Here is a 19,439-nt window from a genome sequence, read left to right on the forward strand (position 1 = left end):
AATTATAGGAGGGGTACTATGTGCTTAGCAGTTCCAGGGAAAGTTTTAAGTTTAGATGGATTTAAAGGAGTTATAGAAATAGGCAGTATGAAAAGAGAAGTTTTCATGCATTTAATTCCAGATGCAAAAATTGGACAATATGTTCTTATTCATGCAGGTTGTGCAATAGAAACAATTGATGAGGAAGAAGCAGAAAAAACTCTAGAATTAATAAAGGAGTTGTCAGACAATGAAATTTGTTGACGAGTTTAGAAATGGAGAATATGCTAAAAGCCTCGTAAAATTACTGCAAAATATAACAGACGAAAAGATAAATATCATGGAAGTCTGTGGTACACATACTATGGCTATATTTAGATATGGTATAAGAGACATACTACCAGGAAATATAAAGGTAATATCTGGACCAGGATGCCCGGTATGTGTTACTCCTCAAAGTTATATTGATACTGCTTTAGGACTGACTTTAAATAAAGATGTCATAATTGCGACCTTTGGAGATATGATAAGAGTGCCAGGAAGAAAGACTTCTTTAATGAAAAGAAAAGCAGAAGGTGCTGATATCAGAATTGTATATTCACCAATGGATGCATTAGCGCTCGCAGAAAACAGCTCATCAAAAAAAGTAGTATTTCTTTCAGTTGGATTTGAAACAACAACGCCAATGACAGCGATAACTGCCATAGAGGCAAGGAAAAAAGGAATAAAAAACTTATTTTTCTTGACAGCTCATAAGATTGTTCCTCCTGCAATGAGAGCTCTTGTAGAGGATAAAGAAATTAATATAGATGGATTTTTACTTCCAGGGCATGTCAGTGCTGTTATAGGTAAAAGGCCATATGAATTTTTAAGCAATGAATATAATATTCCTGGAGTAATAACTGGTTTTGAGCCTTTAGATATACTTAAGAGTTTAAATACACTTATAAATATGATAGATAAAAGAGATTATAAAATAGTGAATGAGTATAAAAGAATAGTAAGAGATGATGGAAATTCAAAGGCTTTAGAATATTTAGATAAAGTTTTTGAAATAACTGAAAGTACATGGAGGGGAATAGGCACTATTCCTAATAGTGGGTATAAACTTAATAATGAATACGAAGATTTTGATGCTATAAAGCATTTTGACATAAACTATAAGGATTATGATGGAAGTCCAGGCTGTAGGTGTGGTGATATACTTAAAGGGAAAATAACTCCCTTTGAATGTCCATTGTTTAGGAAAGCCTGTACGCCGGAGAATCCTGTAGGTTCCTGTATGGTATCCTCAGAAGGTACCTGTGCAGCTTACTATAGGTATAGTTCTTAAATGATTAATTTACTCTTGGGGGTGTATAAATAATGGATAATAAAATATCATTAAGTCATGGCAGCGGAGGAAAACAAACAAACAATTTAATTAATGATTTGTTTTTAAGGTATTTTAATAATGAAATAATAAATGAAATGAATGATTCAGCGCAGTTTGCCTTAAATAGCAGTAAAGTTGCTTTTACCACTGATTCTTTCGTAGTTAAACCTATGTTTTTTAATGGTGGAAATATTGGAAAGCTTGCAATTTGCGGTACAGTAAATGATTTGGCGATGAGTGGAGCTAAGCCTTTGTATTTAACAAGTGCATTTATGATAGAAGAAGGCTTTGAAGTAGAAAAACTAGAACTCATTGTGAAATCTATGGCGGAAGCAGCAAAAGAAGCAGGAGTTCAAATTATTGCGGGAGACACTAAAGTAGTTGAAAAAGGCGGTGTGGATGGAGTATTTATCAATACTTCAGGAATAGGAGCAATTTATGAAAATACAAACATTAAAGCAAGCAATGCCAAGGCTGGCGATGTAGTTATTGTAAATGGAACATTAGGAGATCACGGAATGACTATTATGTGCCAGCGAAGTGGAATAGACATACAAGGAGATTTAAAAAGCGATTGCGCACCTTTAAATTCTCTTGTAGATTCCATGCTTGAAGTATGTTCTGATATCCATGTGTTAAGAGATGCTACAAGAGGCGGTGTTGCAGCGGTATTAAATGAAATTGCAGAGGCAAGCAAAGTATCTATTGAATTAGATGAAAATTCAATTCCTATAAGTGAAGCAGTGAAAGGAAGCTGTGAGCTTTTAGGTTTAGATCCTTTATATGTTGCAAATGAAGGCAAGCTGTGTTGTTTTGTTCCAGAAGCATATGCAAGTTATGTGCTTGAAGCAATGAGAAAGCATTCACTTGGTGTTAATGCAGCGATTATTGGGAAAGTAGTAGAACAATCATCACAAAAGGTTTATTTAAAAACTATTATAGGTGGAAAAAGAATAGTAGATATGCCTTCAGGAGAGCAATTGCCTAGAATTTGTTAAGATATTGACGAATAATATATAATGTAAGGCACATGAACTTGCTATTTATTTGATTGTGCCTAAGCAGATTTAATAGACAGATAATGGATTAAGTAATGTATAAAATTAAAAAAACAAGTGTATATCTCGAGGTATGAACTATACTCATATTTTACAGAAATATGAAAAATCTATTGGAAGGCTAAAAGGAAAATCTCTGAATTTTTATTGATGGAAGGTGTTATTATTAAGAGATTATTTTTAAAAGTTGAAGGAATTGTACAAGGTGTCGGATTTAGGCCTTTTGTTTATAAGCAGGCAATTTCTCTAGAACTGAAAGGATGGATTAATAACAATTCAGAAGGAGTATATATCGATATTGAAGGACAAGAAGATAATTTAAACATATTTATTCATAATCTTAAGTGCAAAAAGCCTCCCTTAGCTAAAATAGACAACATAATTGTAAATGAAAAAGAGCTTTTTAATTATGAAAATTTTGAAATAAGAGAAAGCGAAAGCAAAAAAGAAAAGTTTACTTTAATTTCTCCAGATATATCTGTTTGTGAAGAATGTATTAAGGATATTAACGATCCATCCAATAGAAGATATAAATATCCTTTTACTAACTGTACAAATTGTGGTCCAAGATTTTCAATAATAAAAGCTATTCCATATGATAGAGCAAATACAACCATGAAAAAATTTGTTATGTGCAGGGAATGCCAGGAGGAATACATAGATCCAGTTAATAGAAGATTTCATGCCCAGCCTAATGTCTGCAAGGAGTGTGGACCTAAGCTTTGGATTGAAGATTCTTGTGGAGTGGAGATTAAAGTTGATGATGTATTGAAATGGACAAGACAAAAGCTTAAAGAAGGTAAAATTTTTGCTATTAAAGGTCTTGGAGGATTTCATTTAGTTTGCGATGCTGAAAATGAGGAAGCAGTGAGACTGCTAAGAAGTAGAAAAAAAAGGCCAGACAAAGCCTTTGCGGTTATGGTAAGGAATATAAAGACAGTAAAAAAATACTGCCATGTAGATGAAAAAGAAGAAAAAATCCTTACAGGTTCAAAAAAGCCTATAGTAATACTAGAACAGATTGATAACTACAATTTATCACAGTACATAGCACCAAATCAAAAAACTTTAGGTGTAATGCTTCCATATACGCCTTTGCATTATTTATTGTTTGAGGATAGCGTAAAGGTTTTAGTTATGACAAGTGCAAATATTAATGGATTACCTTTAGAATATAAAAATGAAAGTGCAGTTAAGAAGTTAACTGAGATTGCAGATTATTTTCTACTACATAATAGAGATATTCATATGTCAGTAGATGATTCAGTAGTAAGGGTAATTAATAATGAAGTCCATATGATAAGAAGAGCAAGAGGATATGTACCAGAACCTATAAAAATGGAGAATACAAAAGAGATTTTAGCTTGTGGTTCCAATATGAAAAATACTTTTTGTGTAGGAAAAGAAAATAATTTATTTTTAAGTCAGTATAATGGAGATTTAGAAAATCTGGAGACCTTTGAACATTATGAAAATAATATAGAATATTTTAAGAATATATTTAATTTCGTCCCAAAGTATGTAGCTTGTGATATGCACCCAAGCTATGCTTCAACACAATATGCCTATAATTCAGTAATACCCAAAATTGAGGTTCAACATCATCATGCACATATTGTAAGCTGCTTAGTAGAAAATAATATAAATAAAAAAGTTATTGGGATTGCTTTTGATGGAACGGGCTATGGAACTGATAAAAAAATATGGGGTGGTGAATTTTTAATCTGTGATAATAAAGAATTCACACGACTTGGATATTTAGATTATGTAAAAATGCCAGGTGGTGAAAAAGCTGTTAAGGAACCTTGGAGGATGGCTGTATCATATATATATAAGATGTTTGAGTCAAAGATGTGGAGTGAATACAACACAGACCTATCAATTGGAGAAATATTAATTAAATTATATGGTGATAAAGCAGCTAATATTATAGCTGTGCTTGAAGCAGATATTAACTGTCCAGAAACTTCAAGTATGGGACGTTTTTTTGATGCAGCAGCCAGTCTAATTGGAGTTAGAGATAATGTCACTTATGAGGGGCAGGCAGCCATAGAACTTGAAGCAATTGAGCTAAATAATAGTTTAAGTACTTATGATTATGATATAGTCAAGGAAGAGTTCTATGTTATAAAACCAGAAAAAATTATTTTAGGTATTATAAAAGATAGATTGTCAGGTGAACAAGCTTCTGTTATGTCAGATAAATTTCATAATACAATAATTAGGTTAGCAAAAGATATGTGCAAACTAATTAGAAAAGATACAGGTATTAATGAAGTAGCATTAAGCGGAGGAGTATTTCAAAACTGTATTTTGCTTAAAGGCCTAATAAACGAACTAGAAAATGAAAATTTTAGTGTGTATACAAATAAATTAATACCAACTAATGATAGTGGCGTAGCATTAGGACAAATTGTTATAGCAAATGAAACTTTAAGAAATATATAATTATAAAGATAGTAATCTATAGAAAATGTATTATGAGTTAGTATAAATAAGTATAAAGCTGAAAAGAGCATGTTAAGAAATAAGTATATTGTATTTATCATAAAAATTGATATCTATTTAGGGATATCAATTTTTATGACTATATCCCTAAATAGATATTAGTTTATCAAGCTCGTTTAATATATTCATGTAACCATCTGGAGTGTTTAACCATCTCTCCGGAATTATAAAATATTTACAATTATTAGACTTATTTTTTAAATATGTATAAATTATTTGAGACTCATCTATTTCTTCACAGCCAATTTCTATTGGATTCTTTAAATCCTCATTATTAAAGTAAAATGAAATATTATTTCTAATAATTAGTTTTAACTTTTCCAAATTCAAATCATTCATCGAATATTTTTCACTAAAGAGTATTTTATTGCCGTTAATAAGAAAAAGTTTAATTACGCTATCGTTTAAAGATTCAAGCAAAACAATATTTTTATTTTCTTTTACAAATTTTAGAACTTTCATATTATTAATTAAATAATTTACTGCCTGTATATAATCTCTATATTTAGCAGCTGCTTCAAAGTTAAATTTTTCTGATGCATCAAGCATTTTTAGTTCCAATTCTTTAAGAATACTTTTATCAGTTCCGTTAAATAAATAGACCAATCTTTTTAATATATCAATATACTGTTTTTTTAAAGTATCATTTAAACACATTCCTATACATAATCCCAAGGAATAATTAATACAGGATGAAGTTTTTTGTAAATTATTATTGCAGATTATTTTAAAGTATTCTCTTATGTTTTGAATAGCCTTTCTTAACGTATTTTTATTGGTATATGGTCCGAAATAAATACATTCATCGCTACTTTTATGTTCATTGCATATCAATATATCAGGATTTTTTTCGTTAAGGTTTATTTTTATGTAGCAATAAGATTTAGGGCTTTTCATTTGTTTGTTATATGCAGGTTTTATTTTTTTTATTAACTCACATTCAAGTAAAAATGCTTCAAATTCTGTATCAGTAATTATATATTCAAAGTCCTTAAGATTTTGAACTAGTTTTATAACTTTTGGAGAGCGAGATTTTGAATTTTGAAAGTAAGAACTAACTCTGTTTTTTAAGTTTTTAGATTTCCCAACATAAATGACATTTTTGAGAGAATCTTTCATGAGATATATACCAGGGCAGGAAGGTAATATTTTAACTTTTTCTTTTATGTCCACGTAATCTCCTCCATAAGATGATTAATTATTTTACTATTATGATTCTATCATGTGCCTTAATTAATAATTTTATGATATGTGGATTTTTAACAATTAAGTTTGGAACTGCGAATATGACTTTTTATTTCACAAAGTGGCATCTGGTCTTTCAATTAACCCTCCCTATACTTTATATGAAGTCGTAGACAAGCATCCTTGTCATGATGACAAGTAAACTTGACAACGTGTAAAATTAAGGTATAATAATCATTAATAGGAATGGAGTTGATTTTATGAATAAAGAGGAGATATTGGAAAGAAACAAGAAAAGTAATATAGATAATGAGGATGAAATGGAACAATATATTAATGGAAAAGCGGGATTAAGTGCAAAATTTATCTTTAGCTTAATAATTTTAGCTTTAGCAATCTTTAAATGTTATAAGCATCTTCCAACAGGGGATATATGGACAATTTTTATGGCTTATGTTGCAACTGAATCATTTTACAAATATTATTATTTGAGATATAAAAAACTATTGATATTAGGAAGTTTTTTTAGTATTAGCGGTATGTTTTTTTTATTTCAATTTCTTACTATAACTTGTAAATAGAAAGGGCATTTATGGAGGAAAAATTAATTTTACAGAATCGATTAAAGGTAGCTAGAGCAGAAAAAAGTTTATCTCAAGGAGATTTAGCAGAAATGGTTAACGTATCTAGGCAGACAATAAGTTCTATAGAAACAGGACAATTTTGTCCGAGTGCTAAATTGGCATTATTAATATGTATAGCATTAGATAAAAAATTCGAAGAGATATTTTATTTTGAATAAAAATTATTCAAGTAATGGTTAATATGGAGGTATTAAGAGATGATTAGAAACGATAATAAAGTATTGAATTCAAAGAAAATCACAATTAATAATTCAAGAAAAAATACTAAAGTGCGAATAGCTAAAAAAAATAATATGAATTTCTTTAAAGAATGGATTATACCAGTAATATCAGCAATAGCAGTAGCACTATTAGTAAATAAGTTCTTATTTTTTAATGTATATGTACCAACCCCTTCAATGGTGCCAACTATAAATATTAATGATAAATTTATTGTAACTAAAGTATACAATAAAGAAAATCTTAAGGTTGGTGATATCATAGTCTTTCATTCTAATGAATTTAATGAGAGATTAGTAAAGAGATTAATAGGACTTCCAGGAGATAAAATAGATATAAAAGAAGGAGTCGTATTTAGAAATGGCGAAAAACTCAATGAAGACTATGTAAAGAATAAAGATGCATTTAATGGAACATATGAAGTGCCACAAGGAAAGTATTTTTTCTTAGGAGATAATCGGCCAGATTCTGCAGATTCAAGACTTTGGAAGAATCCTTATGTGGATGCAGCTGATATTGAAGGAAAAGTTCAATTTAGATATTATCCATTAAAGGATTTGGGAACCGTAAAGTAAAATTAATAAAATATATGACTTTGTAAAAAGTACTTAGGCACATGAAAAATAGACAAGCATACTTATCTGTTTTTTCATGTGCCTAAAATTTTGATTACTTGTTTTTTACATGTATATATATAATTACTCTAAAAGTCTAATGAGTTTATTTCATTAATTTAACAAGTACAGCTTTTTGAGCATGTAATCTATTTTCGGATTCATCAAAAATTGAATCAGCATGTTCTTCTAAAACTTCAGCAGTGATTTCTTCACCTCTGTGGGCTGGAAGGCAATGAAGCACCATTACGTTTTTATCAGCAGCTTCTAATAATTCTTTATTAATTTGAAAATCCTTAAAAGCCTTAGTTCTTTCAGCAATTTCTTTTTCATGTCCCATGCTTGCCCAGACATCTGTAATTAATACATCAGCATCTTTAGCAGCCTCATATGGAGAAGTAGTTACTGTGAAGTTTACTCCTTCAATTTTAGCAATTTCCTTTGCTCTATTTAAATATTTATCAGATGCCATATATTCTTTTGGAGAAGCAATTGCAAAATTCATTCCAACCTTTAAGCAGCCAATCATTAAAGAATTTGCCATATTGTTTCCATCCCCTATAAAAGCGACTTTTAGTCCTTCTAGGATATTTTTATTTTCTCTTATTGTCATTAGGTCTGCTAATACCTGACATGGATGTTCATCATCTGTTAAGCCATTTATAACAGGAATCGATGCATATTTAGCAAGTTTTTCAGCTTCTTCTTGAGAAAAAGTTCTAATCATTATGCCTTGTATGAATCTTGAAAGAGATCTTGCAGTATCTTCAATTGGTTCACCACGTCCAATTTGAAGATCTTTATCAGTCAAGAATAACGAATTACCACCTAGTTGATACATCCCAGTTTCGAAAGAAACTCTAGTCCTAGTAGATGATTTTTCAAATATCATTCCTAAACTCTTACCTTTTAAATGATGATGTTCTATACCATGTTTTTGTTCATATTTTAGTTGATCTGCTAAGTTCAATATATCTAAGATTTCTTCTTTAGAAAGATCATCCATTTTTAATAAATCTTTTTTCATAATAAATGCCTCCAAGCTAATGTACAATAGACAATTAACAATATAGAATTATGGAAGAAATCTTAAAGAAACTTATTAAATGTAAGAAATCAAGTTCTAATTGTCAATTGCTAATTCTTAAATTATTAATTATTCTTTTATATTGGATAAAACTTCAAGAATAATATCTATACCAGCCTTTAATTCTTTTTTAGTTATAACAAGTGGTGGAAGAAGTCTTACTGCATCTTTTCCAGCTGTTAATACCAATAAACCTTTTTTTATGGCTTCTTTTTGAACTAGGGCTGGATCACATTTTACTTTTATTCCAATCATTAAGCCTATGCCACGTACATCTTCTACTTGAGGATTTTTAGCTTCTTCAATAAGCTCTTTTACATAAGCACCTCTTTTGGTTATTTTCTCAAGGTATTTTTCATTGCAAATTTCATCAAGAACCACTAAAGCACCAGCGCATACAACAGGATTTGCTCCAAAAGTTGAGCCATGATCACCAGGTTTGAATACATCTGCTACTTTAGATGAGCAAAGTATACCCCCAATAGGAAGCCCTGCACCAAGACCTTTAGCTACAGAAACTATATCAGCTTCTACATCAAAGTTGTTATAACCAAACATTTTTCCGGTTCTGCCTATACCGCATTGAACTTCGTCAAATATTACAAGCACATCTTTTTCATTGCAGATTTTAACTACTTCCTGAACAAATTCTTTATCAAGAGGAATAACTCCGCCTTCTCCTTGAATTGCTTCAAGCATTATAGCACAGACATCATCTGAAAGTTTTTCTTTGAAATCTTCTAAGTCATTTGCTTTTACATAATCAAAACCTTCAGTGAAAGGGTAGAAATACTTATGAAACTTTTCTTGCCCAGTTGCTTTTAGTGTAGTTACTGTTCTGCCATGGAAAGAATTTATTAGTGTAAGAATTTTATTTCGTCCATTGCCATATTTGTCATAACTGTACTTCCTAGCTAGTTTAATTGAGCCTTCATTAGCTTCTGCACCAGAGTTAGCAAAAAATACTTTACTCATATTTGCTTTTTCAGTTAATTCTTTAGCAAGCTTTAAGCTTGATTCAGTAAAAAATATGTTTGAGACATGAGCAAGAGTTTTTATCTGCTTACTTGTAGCTTTAACCCATGCTTCATGTCCATATCCTAAACTGCTAACACCAATACCGCTTGTAAAATCCAGATATTTGTTTTCATCTTGGTCATAAAGATATACACCTTCACCGTGAGTAATTGTAAGACCTAGACGACCATAACTGTTTACAACATGCTCTTTTGCTTCATCATAATTATATGACATGAAATCACCCCTTTTTTTAGTTTACAGTTAACGATTTGCAGTTAACTGTCTTTGCTAGAAACTCCTTCAGAATTTCTGGAAATTATATTATGTTATATTTTCATTGTATCTTAATTTAACAAGTATTCAAAGTTAACAATTTGCATAAAGAGTCTTAAGGAAATTCAAAAATGTATTTAAGAAATTCCTTAAGAATTTCGGCCTTAACTGTAAAATAAATTTAGTAAATTATAGTTCCAATTCCCTCAGGGGAGAATAATTCTAAAAGGAGAGAGTGAGGTACACGACCATCGAGAATAGTCGACTTTTCAACGCCCATTCGAATTGCTTCCACACAACAATCAATTTTTGGAATCATACCGCCCTTAATTACACCTTCAAGGCATAATTTAGGTATTTGATGTAATCTTAATACACTAATCAGACTAGAAATATCTTTTGGATCTTTCATAACTCCAGGCACATCAGTAAGTAGTATTAATCTTTCAGCTTTAAGTGCAGCTGCGATTTTTGAAGCACAAATATCAGCATTTATGTTATACGGCTTATTGTCATGTTCACCTAAAGCTACGCTTCCAACAACAGGAATATAACCTGAATCCATAGCAATCTTTAAAATCTCAGTATTTACTTGAGTTATCTCGCCTACATATCCTAAATCAACCTCAGATTCTAATTTTTTAGCTTTCAGAAGAGAACCATCCATTCCACATAAACCAATAGCTTTTCCTCCAAATTTCTCTATTAAAGAGACTAAATCTTTATTTACTTTTCCACCAAGAACCATTTGAACTACATCAATAGTAGTTTCATCTGTATATCTTAAGCCATTAATAAATTGACTTTTTTCGCCTAATCTATTTAAAAAGTCTGAAATATCTGGTCCGCCTCCATGGACTACAACAGGCTGAATTCCAACGCATTTCATTAAAATAATATCATTTATAACTGTTTCACGAAGTTCATCGCTCACCATTGCATTTCCACCATATTTTACTACTATAATTTTTCCATAATAGCGTTGAATATAGGGAAGTGCATGAACTAAGACTTCAGCTCTTTCTGTATAATTCAAAATAAAACCCCCATTTATTTAGCTTCTGTAGTCTCCATTTATTTTTACGTATTCATAGCTTAGATCGCAGCCCCAAACATAGGCACTATGATCACCTAAGAATAAATCGACCTTGATGATAATTTCATTTTCACTTAAAACTTTTTTTGCTATATCTTCATCGAAAGGTAAGGAACTACCAGATTCACAAACCTTTATAGAACCAGCAGCACTTTCGAAGGAAACATCAACTTTTTCAGGATCAAAGTCAATATTTGCATAGCCAAGTGCACAAAGAATTCGTCCCCAATTTGCATCACTACCAAACATTGCTGTTTTAACTAAACTAGAATTAATAACACTTTTACCTAAAGTAACTGCATCTTTTTCACTTTTTGCACCTATTATTTGGCATTCTAATAATTTTGTAGCACCTTCACCATCTTTAGCAATATTCTTAGCCATATGTGTATTTAATTCAGTAAGAACTTTAACAAAAGTATCATAGTTATCATCTTTTTCTGTTATAGTAGGATTCTCAGCCAAACCGTTAGCTAAAATTAATATCATATCATTAGTGCTTGTGTCTCCATCAACACTGACTCTGTTATATGTTACACTAACGCTTGATTTTAGAGCTTCATTTAATAATTCTGGAGAAATGGATAAGTCAGTTGTGAGGAAAGAAAGCATTGTTCCCATATTAGGTTCAATCATTCCAGAGCCTTTTGCCATTGATCCAATTGTTATTTTCTTATCGCCTATATAAAATTCTAAAGCCAATTGCTTTTTGAAGGTATCTGTGGTCATTATGGCAGAAGATGCATCGTCAAAACCTTCTTTAGACAATTTCTCAGTAAGCAGTGGAATGCCATTTTTAATAGCATCTATGTTTAAAGGAACCCCAATAACTCCTGTAGATGCAACTAAAACATCGTCAGTTTTTAAATTTAACTCCTTAGCCTGAAGACTGGTCATTTTTTTTGCTTTTTGTAACCCATCATCGCCATTGCAGGTATTTGCATTACCGCTGTTTATGATTATTGCTTGTGCATTTTTATTAGTTAGATGCTCTTTTGTAACATAAATAGGAGCACCTTTAACTTTGTTTTTGGTATACATTCCTGCAGCAGCTGCAGGAACTTCAGAATAAATCAAAGCTAGGTCCTTCTTCAGACTGCCTTGTTTTAATCCGCAGTGTACACCAGAAGCTAAAAAACCGTTGGGAGCTGTAACTCCACCATCTATATAATTTATATTCAAATTAATAACCCCCTTTTAACTCTTTAAAATGCTGGTGCAATTAGATTTAATCCATCAGTTTCATCAAAACCTAGAATTATATTCATGTTTTGAATTGCTTGTCCGGCAGCACCTTTAACCATATTATCTATTGTGCTTACAACAATAATTTGGTCTTTTCTATGATTTAAGTGTAATGAAATAAAGCAATCATTCGTTAATCTTACATTTTTAATTGAAGCAGTTTCCCCAAGAGGTAATATATTAACAAATGGTTCATCTTTATAAAAATCTACATATAATTTATGAATTTCTTCAAGGTTAACTGTATCTTTTGGAATACAATAAATTGTAGAAAGAATTCCTCTATTAATTGGAAGTAAGTGAGGCGTAAAAGTTACACTTACTTTATCTTCTGCCATAGCAGATAATGTTTCTTCAATTTCAGGCGTATGCCTATGGGCACCAACTTTATATGGTGCGAAAGTTTCATTTTCTTCTGGAAAGTGAGTATTTAAAGTTAAACCTCTTCCAGAACCAGTAGTTCCCGATTTTGAATCACAAATGATGTTATCTAATTTTATCAATGAATTTTTTAAAAGCGGCATTAAGCCAAGTTCAATAGTTGTCGGATAACAGCCAGGATTCGCAATTAGGGAACAGTTTTTAATTTTTTCCCTATTCAATTCTGGAAGTCCATAAATACTTTCTGAGTGGAGAGCAGGCTCAGCAAATTTCTTGCCGTACCACTCTTCATATTCATCTTCACTAGATAATCTGAAATCAGCACCCATATCAATGCAGATTTTATTATTGTCAATAGCCTTTTTCGCAATATCTTCACTTAAGCCATGAGGCAGAGCAGTGAAGATAACATCTGATTTTTCAATTACATCCTCTGCAGTTTTGCAAATCAAATTTGTTTTATTAAAAAAAGTTTTATATACATTACTAATTTCCTGACCTTCAAAAGAAACTGAGCTTAAAGCTGCAACTTCAACTTTAGGATGAGATAACAGTAATCTTAAAAGTTCAGCACCAACATATCCAGTAGCACCGATTATTCCGATCTTAACCATTGTAAATTACCCCCGATATGACACAGTTAACAGTTAGAAATAGAATTGTCATATAATACTTTAATAGTATTTAATCGTCAACTGATTTAAATTCATTAATAAAGTTTTCTAATGCAGAAATCTGCATTTTTACTGATTCTGTGGAAGGACCGCCAATAACTTTACGTTCCTCTACACAAGTCAATAAATCTATTGCGTGGTAAATATCGTCTTCGAAAATAGGAGAGAAGACTTTAAACTCTTCGAGAGATAATTCTTCAATCATTTTATTTTCTTTTATACATGCAAGAACTATTTCTCCAACTACCTCATGAGCATTTCTAAATGGCATTCCTTTTTTTACTAAATAATCAGCTACATCAGTGGCATTAGTAAAACCAAGAGCTGCACCTTTTCTCATGTTATCTTTCTTTACTCTCATAGTCTTAATCATTCCACAAAAAGTTTTAAGTGAAAGGGTAGCAGTATCTATTCCATCAAAAAGAGCTTCCTTGTCTTCTTGCATATCCTTATTATAAGCAAGTGGAATTCCCTTCATAACAGTTAATAAGGTAATAAGATCACCATAAACTCTTCCTGTTTTGCCTCGAACTAGTTCTGCAACATCAGGATTTTTCTTTTGAGGCATGATACTGCTTCCAGTACTATAGCCATCATCGAGTTCAATGAAGCTGAATTCATTAGTACACCAAAGAATTATTTCTTCAGAGAATCTTGATAAGTGCATCATTATAATTGAAAGACAGGATAATGTCTCAATTACATAGTCCCTATCAGAAACAGAATCTAAACTGTTTAAGGTAACTTTTGAAAAACCAAGATCACGTGCAACCGATTCTCTATCAATTGGATAAGTAGAAGTAGCTAATGCTCCAGCACCTAAAGGCATTTCATCCATTCTGTTATAGCAGTCAGTAAGTCTTCCAATATCTCTCTTAAGCATTTCAGCATAAGCTAAAATATGATGCGCAAAGGTTATTGGCTGAGCTTTTTGCAAATGAGTATATCCGGGCATTATAGTATTTATATTCTCTTTAGCTTTATCTAGAAGTACTTCTTCCAAAGCTATGATATCTTCGTTTAAAGATATGATTGCTTTCTTTAAATGTAATCTTAAATCTAAAGTTACTTGGTCATTTCTGCTTCTTCCAGTGTGAAGCATTTTTCCATATTCACCTATATAATAGGTTAGGGTACCTTCAACAAAGCTATGAATATCTTCAGAAGTTTGATCGATCTCAATAGCTCCACTATCAATTCTCTTTAATATTTCAAAAAGACCGGAAGTAATTCTGTCGCTGGCTTCCTTTGGAATTATATTTTGTTTTCCAAGCATTGAAGCGTGAGCTAGACTTCCTTCGATATCTTCTTTATACATTCTCTGGTCAACATTTATAGAGGAGTTAAAATCATTAACTAATTTGTCAGTGCCTTTTTTGAATCGTCCGCCCCAAAGCTTCATTACATTTCCTCTTTCTTGACTTTTTCTAGCATCTTAGCTCTTACAACAGTTGGAAGACCGTATAGATTAATGAATCCTGCAGAATCCTTTTGATCGTATACTCCATCTTCTCCAAAGGTTGCATATTCTTCACTGTATAGTGAGTATGGACTAGTCATACCGGCATTGACAACATTTCCTTTATATAATTTTAATTTAATTTCTCCTGTAACTGTTTCTTGAGTTTTAGTAACAAATTCAGATAATGCTTCTCTAAGTGGAGTAAACCATTGTCCGTTATATACTAAATCAGCAAATTTTAAAGCTATTTGTTCTTTATAATGAGCTGTTTCGCGATCGAGGCAAAGTTCTTCTAAATCCTTATGAGCCTTGTAAAGAATAGTTCCGCCTGGAGTTTCATAAACTCCTCTAGATTTCATACCAACAAGTCTGTTTTCAACCATATCAGTAATTCCTACAGCATTTTCTCCGCCAATTTTATTTAATTCATCTAGAAGCTCAACGCTGTTCATTTTCTTTCCATTTAAGCTAACTGCAATTCCTTTTTCAAAATTTAAAGTAATATAAGTTGGCTCATTTGGAGCAGCTTCTAAAGTTTTTGAAAGTTCTAAGATTTTAGCATATTGTGGTTCATTTTCAGGAAATTCTAAATCTAAACCTTCGTGACTTAAATGCCAAATATTTTTATCTTTACTGTAGTTTGTTTCACGATTGATCTTTAATGGAATATTGTTTGCTTCAGCATAATCTATCTCATCTTCTCTTGATTTTATATCCCATATTCTCCATGGAGCAATTATTGGCATACCAGGAGCAAATGCTTTAACAGCCATTTCAAATCTTACTTGATCATTTCCTTTACCTGTACATCCGTGGCAGATTGCATCTGCACCTTCTTTTTTTGCAATCTCAACTAATCTTTTTCCGATTATTGGTCTAGCAAATGAAGTTCCAAGAAGATATTTACCTTCATATATAGCACCAGCTTGAATAGTAGGGAAGATGTAATCATCAACAAACTCTTGAGTTAAATCTTCTATATATAATTTTGATGCGCCTGTTTTTATTGCCTTTTCTTCTAAACCGTCTAGTTCATCCTTTTGACCTACATTAGCACATACAGCTATAACTTCACAGCCATAGTTTTCCTTAAGCCATGGAATAATAATTGATGTATCTAACCCCCCAGAATAAGCTAAAACTACCTTGTTGTATTTTGTCATTTTAAAAGCCCTCCTTGTATAATAGAAATATAAGACACATAAGATAAAATGCTAGTTAAAAGATGCCTTATAATTAAATATTTTCTAACTTAATTTATGTTTATAATTATACAACTACATACAAAAATAATCAAGTGATAAATGCAAAAATATTCATAAAAATATATTAAATATACATAATTTAATAAAAAAATAAGAAAAATATAATATTTTATGCATGGTATATTAAAATTTATGCATAAAATATGTCTAAGTATAAAGATATAAAATAATGCATAATTATAAAATATTAAAATATATTTTCAATGCTTGGAAGCTGTAATTTTTTTAGATGATCACTATTATATTTAACTAAGTGTAAAGAGGCGTGAGCTTCTGTTTCATCATCATGAATTAAGTAAGTAGATAATTTCACAGCCTCATTTAACAAGTTATCAAATTCTTGATGGCTGAGATACAAGGAAGTTATGAGATTTTTTTCTTCAATTGAGTTTAATAATTCAAGGGATTCAGAATATGCATCTTCAAGTTTTCCATCATTAATTTTTAATTCTATATCTTCTGTTTGTGCTTTGATGTTATCACATAAATTTAGAATAGAATTGTTTAGAAAATATACGCATATCATAGTTAACATAAATAGAAATATTGATAATATTGCGTTTCTCATTTTGTATTCTTCCTTTCATATTCATCAAAAAGTTGATATTTAAACTTTCCTTCAGTATCATATAAGGCAATCAATACCTGTTTTATTGATGAAATATCATGCTTACCTAATAAATCAGTTATCCACTTTTCATCTTTATTAATTGAGGTTAACGAATTGTTATTTATCTTACCGTCAGAAATTAGAACTTTAGGCAATTTAGCTTCAATATTTTTAGATGTATTATCAGAACTTGAATTGGATTTTTTTGAAGAATTATAATCTACAGGTAGTATAGATATTTGTCCATCATTCTCTAATATTGCATATTGAATTTCATCAAGATTGAAATAATTTGCTAGACGTAACTCTTCCAATAATTCATCTATATTTAATTGCTGCTTTTTTAAAGTTGGATAATTGATTTTTCCATTGTGAACTAGTATACATGGTTCACCGTCAACAATTTTTCTTGTAGATTGAAATTTTAAACCTATTTGAGTTAGAATTGTCTTTAAAAATAATAAGGTTATTATAGGAATAATTCCAAGGAGTAATGGTAATCTTGTGTCTTGCATTGGCAAAGATGCCAAATCTGAAATCATAATTGTTATTACAAACTCGTAAGGTTGAAGTTCACCTATTTGTCTTTTTCCCATTAATCTCATTGTTAATACAACTAGTAAATATAAAATAGCAGTTCTAATTGACACCACAAACATATAAAAAATCACCTCGAGAGTAATATTTGCAAAAATAAAATTTAATATACTAAGGGAGATTTAAAAAGTAACAGAATAACGAATTAGTTTATTTTAAATATTTATTCTATATAAGATTGTTTTATCAATAATCTATAGGTAAGTTCAGTTCTTAGTTTATGAAAATATATATGACAAATTCAGACTTGTTATTGTATTTAATATGTCTAATAAAAATACTTTTATCTTTTTTAGGAAAAATGTATATAATATAGTTGATACTACCTATACAGAGTGCAAAAAATTAAAATAATTGAGTATTTTGAAAGAATTCATGCTTTTGGGGGCGGATGAGTTTAAAGCCTAGTGAAATATTATTGGAAGGAAAGGGTTAATTGTATGAGGAGTAAGAATGGGTTTGAATTAGAAAAAAGTATTATTAAAGCTAAAAAGGGGTTGACATTTTATGAATTAATTATTGACAATTGCAAAGACATAATTAAAGATGTTGCTATATGTAAGCTTAATGGAAAATACTGTGAATTGACTGAAGTAATAGAGGATGATGGAGAGGTCGAACTTATTGGCTTTAATACTGAGCTAGGAATGAAAATTTATGCTAGAACATTACAGTTTGTTTTTATAAAAGCTGCTTTAGATTTATTTCCAGAAGCAAAGATAACAATTGACCATGCTATAAGCGATGCTATATATGGTGAAGTGCATAAAGATGTTCCTCTAAGCAAAGGAGACATTGACAAAATTAAAGTAAAAATGCAAGAAATAATAAGTAAAGACATACCTATAAAAAGTATCAGAACAACTAAAAAGGATGCTATGGACATTTTTAAAAGTTATAAGATGAAAGATAAAGTTAAACTTTTAACATACTATGATATAAAATATGTCCATCTTTACGAACTTGATGGAAGATATGATTATTTCTATGGATGTATGGGATATTCTACTGGAGTACTAAAAAAATTTGATGTATTTAAGTATGAAACAGGGTTTATATTGCAAAGGCCTCAAGAACAAAATATGGATGAACTTGCTGAGTTCATGGAGCAAAAGGGCTTAACTAAGATTTTTATAGAAACACAGAGATGGTTAAATATATTGGGGTTAGAGGATGTTGGAACATTAAATGAAAGAATAGTTAATAATGAATTAAAAAATATAATCATGGTTGCAGAAGGGCTTCATGAAAAGAAAATTGCCAATATTGCTGATGAAATTCTAGATAGAAAAGATATTAAAATTATTCTAATTGCAGGTCCATCTTCTTCAGGAAAAACTACTTTTGCAAATAGGCTGAGTATACAATTAAGAGTAAATGGATTAATCCCTATACCATTATCGTTAGATAATTACTTTGTGAATCGCATAAATACACCTAAAGACGAAAATGGTGATTATGATTATGAGTCGATTAATGCCTTAGATTTAGAATTGTTAAATAAAGATTTAGAAAAATTAATGAGTGGAGAAGAAGTTGAACTTCCGATTTATAATTTTAAAACAGGTGAAAAGGAATGGAAGGATTATAAGGTTAAATTACCTAAAAATGGAGTGCTAGTAATTGAAGGAATTCATGGACTAAATCCAAGTTTAATCTCAAATAATTTAAATAGTAATGCTTTTAAAATTTATATTTCAGCATTAACCCAACTAAATATAGATAACCATAATAGAATTTCCACAACAGATGTGAGAAAAGTAAGGAGAATCGTCAGGGATTCATTATCGAGGGGATATAAGGCAGAAGATACTTTAAAAATGTGGCCTTCCATAAAAAAAGGAGAGAAAAAGAATATATTTGTTTATCAGGAAGAAGCTGATGTGGCGTTTAATTCTACACTAGTTTATGAACTTGGAGTATTAAAGCCATATGCATTACAGGAGTTAGATAAAATAACGGAAGAAAGTTCAGTTTATTCAGAAGCTCTAAGATTAAAATCTTTTTTAGGTTTTTTTAAAGAAATAGAAATGGCTGAAGTGCCTAAGAATTCATTATTAAGAGAATTCATTGGAGGATCTATTTTTTATGAGTATTAATTTATCACAATGTATAAGCCATAATGATTGGTGAAAGTTTAAATAGCG

18 protein-coding genes are annotated in these 19,439 nt (G+C 30.6%); 8 read left to right on the forward strand and 10 right to left on the reverse strand.

Annotation, left to right across the window (positions count from 1 at the left end; genetic code table 11):
• Window positions 1-18 precede the first annotated feature (18 nt).
• The 4 genes from CLOBL_RS02995 (at window position 19) to hypF (ending at window position 4,860) form a co-directional block, all read left to right on the forward strand.
• Window positions 19-243 (forward strand): HypC/HybG/HupF family hydrogenase formation chaperone, encoded by a 225-nt coding sequence (locus tag CLOBL_RS02995; protein ID WP_077857654.1) that lies wholly within the window; start codon window positions 19-21, stop codon window positions 241-243.
• Window positions 230-1,312 (forward strand): hydrogenase formation protein HypD, encoded by a 1,083-nt coding sequence (gene hypD, locus CLOBL_RS03000; RefSeq protein WP_077857655.1) that lies wholly within the window; start codon window positions 230-232, stop codon window positions 1,310-1,312. Before CLOBL_RS02995 ends, hypD begins: the two co-directional genes overlap by 14 nt.
• A 32-nt stretch (window positions 1,313-1,344) precedes the next feature.
• Entirely contained in the window at window positions 1,345-2,352 is a 1,008-nt protein-coding gene (gene hypE, locus CLOBL_RS03005) for a hydrogenase expression/formation protein HypE (protein WP_077857656.1), read from the forward strand.
• A gap of 210 nt (window positions 2,353-2,562) precedes the next feature.
• Window positions 2,563-4,860, forward strand: coding sequence for a carbamoyltransferase HypF (gene hypF, locus CLOBL_RS03010; RefSeq protein ID WP_242953776.1), 2,298 nt, complete (start codon window positions 2,563-2,565; stop codon window positions 4,858-4,860).
• A gap of 147 nt (window positions 4,861-5,007) precedes the next feature.
• On the opposite strand, the gene CLOBL_RS03015 is transcribed toward hypF, so the two are convergent.
• Complete coding sequence (locus tag CLOBL_RS03015; RefSeq protein WP_077857657.1) at window positions 5,008-6,093, reverse strand: GIY-YIG nuclease family protein; 1,086 nt, start codon at window positions 6,091-6,093, stop codon at window positions 5,008-5,010.
• A gap of 272 nt (window positions 6,094-6,365) precedes the next feature.
• Between CLOBL_RS03015 and CLOBL_RS03020 the strand changes: the two genes are divergently transcribed.
• From CLOBL_RS03020 to lepB, 3 genes are read left to right on the forward strand one after another with little or no spacing between them, the layout of a single operon-like run.
• Window positions 6,366-6,686 (forward strand): DUF6442 family protein, encoded by a 321-nt coding sequence (locus tag CLOBL_RS03020; RefSeq protein WP_077857658.1) that lies wholly within the window; start codon window positions 6,366-6,368, stop codon window positions 6,684-6,686.
• An 11-nt stretch (window positions 6,687-6,697) separates the two neighbouring features.
• Window positions 6,698-6,907, forward strand: coding sequence for a helix-turn-helix transcriptional regulator (locus tag CLOBL_RS03025; protein ID WP_077857659.1), 210 nt, complete (start codon window positions 6,698-6,700; stop codon window positions 6,905-6,907).
• Between the two features lie 39 nt (window positions 6,908-6,946).
• Window positions 6,947-7,543 carry a signal peptidase I gene (lepB, locus tag CLOBL_RS03030; RefSeq protein ID WP_077857660.1) on the forward strand — a complete coding sequence of 199 codons (597 nt, stop codon included), beginning with the start codon at window positions 6,947-6,949 and terminating at the stop codon, window positions 7,541-7,543.
• Between the two features lie 145 nt (window positions 7,544-7,688).
• Here the strand turns inward: lepB and argF are convergent, their stop codons facing one another.
• The 9 genes from argF to CLOBL_RS03075 all read right to left on the reverse strand — a co-directional run bounded on the left by argF (window position 7,689) and on the right by CLOBL_RS03075 (window position 17,354).
• Window positions 7,689-8,609, reverse strand: a complete 921-nt coding sequence (argF, locus tag CLOBL_RS03035; protein WP_077857661.1) for an ornithine carbamoyltransferase — start codon at window positions 8,607-8,609, stop codon at window positions 7,689-7,691.
• Window positions 8,610-8,738: 129 nt separating this feature from the next.
• A complete protein-coding gene (locus CLOBL_RS03040; RefSeq protein ID WP_077857662.1) occupies window positions 8,739-9,923 on the reverse strand; it encodes an aspartate aminotransferase family protein in 1,185 nt (394 codons plus the stop codon).
• A 220-nt stretch (window positions 9,924-10,143) separates the two neighbouring features.
• Window positions 10,144-11,001: an acetylglutamate kinase gene (gene argB, locus CLOBL_RS03045; protein ID WP_179117672.1), complete on the reverse strand. Its 858-nt coding sequence runs from the start codon at window positions 10,999-11,001 to the stop codon at window positions 10,144-10,146.
• A 15-nt stretch (window positions 11,002-11,016) separates the two neighbouring features.
• Complete coding sequence (gene argJ / locus CLOBL_RS03050; RefSeq protein WP_077857663.1) at window positions 11,017-12,240, reverse strand: bifunctional glutamate N-acetyltransferase/amino-acid acetyltransferase ArgJ; 1,224 nt, start codon at window positions 12,238-12,240, stop codon at window positions 11,017-11,019.
• A gap of 23 nt (window positions 12,241-12,263) precedes the next feature.
• Window positions 12,264-13,298 (reverse strand): N-acetyl-gamma-glutamyl-phosphate reductase, encoded by a 1,035-nt coding sequence (argC, locus tag CLOBL_RS03055; protein ID WP_077857664.1) that lies wholly within the window; start codon window positions 13,296-13,298, stop codon window positions 12,264-12,266.
• A gap of 70 nt (window positions 13,299-13,368) precedes the next feature.
• Window positions 13,369-14,760, reverse strand: a complete 1,392-nt coding sequence (argH, locus tag CLOBL_RS03060) for an argininosuccinate lyase (protein ID WP_077857665.1) — start codon at window positions 14,758-14,760, stop codon at window positions 13,369-13,371.
• Window positions 14,760-15,983 carry an argininosuccinate synthase gene (locus CLOBL_RS03065; protein ID WP_077857666.1) on the reverse strand — a complete coding sequence of 408 codons (1,224 nt, stop codon included), beginning with the start codon at window positions 15,981-15,983 and terminating at the stop codon, window positions 14,760-14,762. The genes argH and CLOBL_RS03065 overlap by 1 nt, the downstream gene beginning before the upstream one ends.
• Before the next feature lie 289 nt (window positions 15,984-16,272).
• Window positions 16,273-16,653, reverse strand: coding sequence for a DUF4363 family protein (locus CLOBL_RS03070; protein ID WP_077857667.1), 381 nt, complete (start codon window positions 16,651-16,653; stop codon window positions 16,273-16,275).
• Entirely contained in the window at window positions 16,650-17,354 is a 705-nt protein-coding gene (locus CLOBL_RS03075; protein ID WP_077857668.1) for a DUF421 domain-containing protein, read from the reverse strand. The genes CLOBL_RS03070 and CLOBL_RS03075 overlap by 4 nt, the downstream gene beginning before the upstream one ends.
• Window positions 17,355-17,732: 378 nt before the next feature.
• On the opposite strand from CLOBL_RS03075, the gene CLOBL_RS03080 reads away from it, so the two are divergent.
• Window positions 17,733-19,391 (forward strand): nucleoside kinase, encoded by a 1,659-nt coding sequence (locus CLOBL_RS03080; RefSeq protein WP_077857669.1) that lies wholly within the window; start codon window positions 17,733-17,735, stop codon window positions 19,389-19,391.
• Window positions 19,392-19,439 lie beyond the last annotated feature (48 nt).

The sequence above is a fragment of the Clostridium sp. BL-8 genome, from assembly GCF_002006495.1.
In the GTDB taxonomy this organism is placed as follows: domain Bacteria; phylum Bacillota; class Clostridia; order Clostridiales; family Clostridiaceae; genus Clostridium.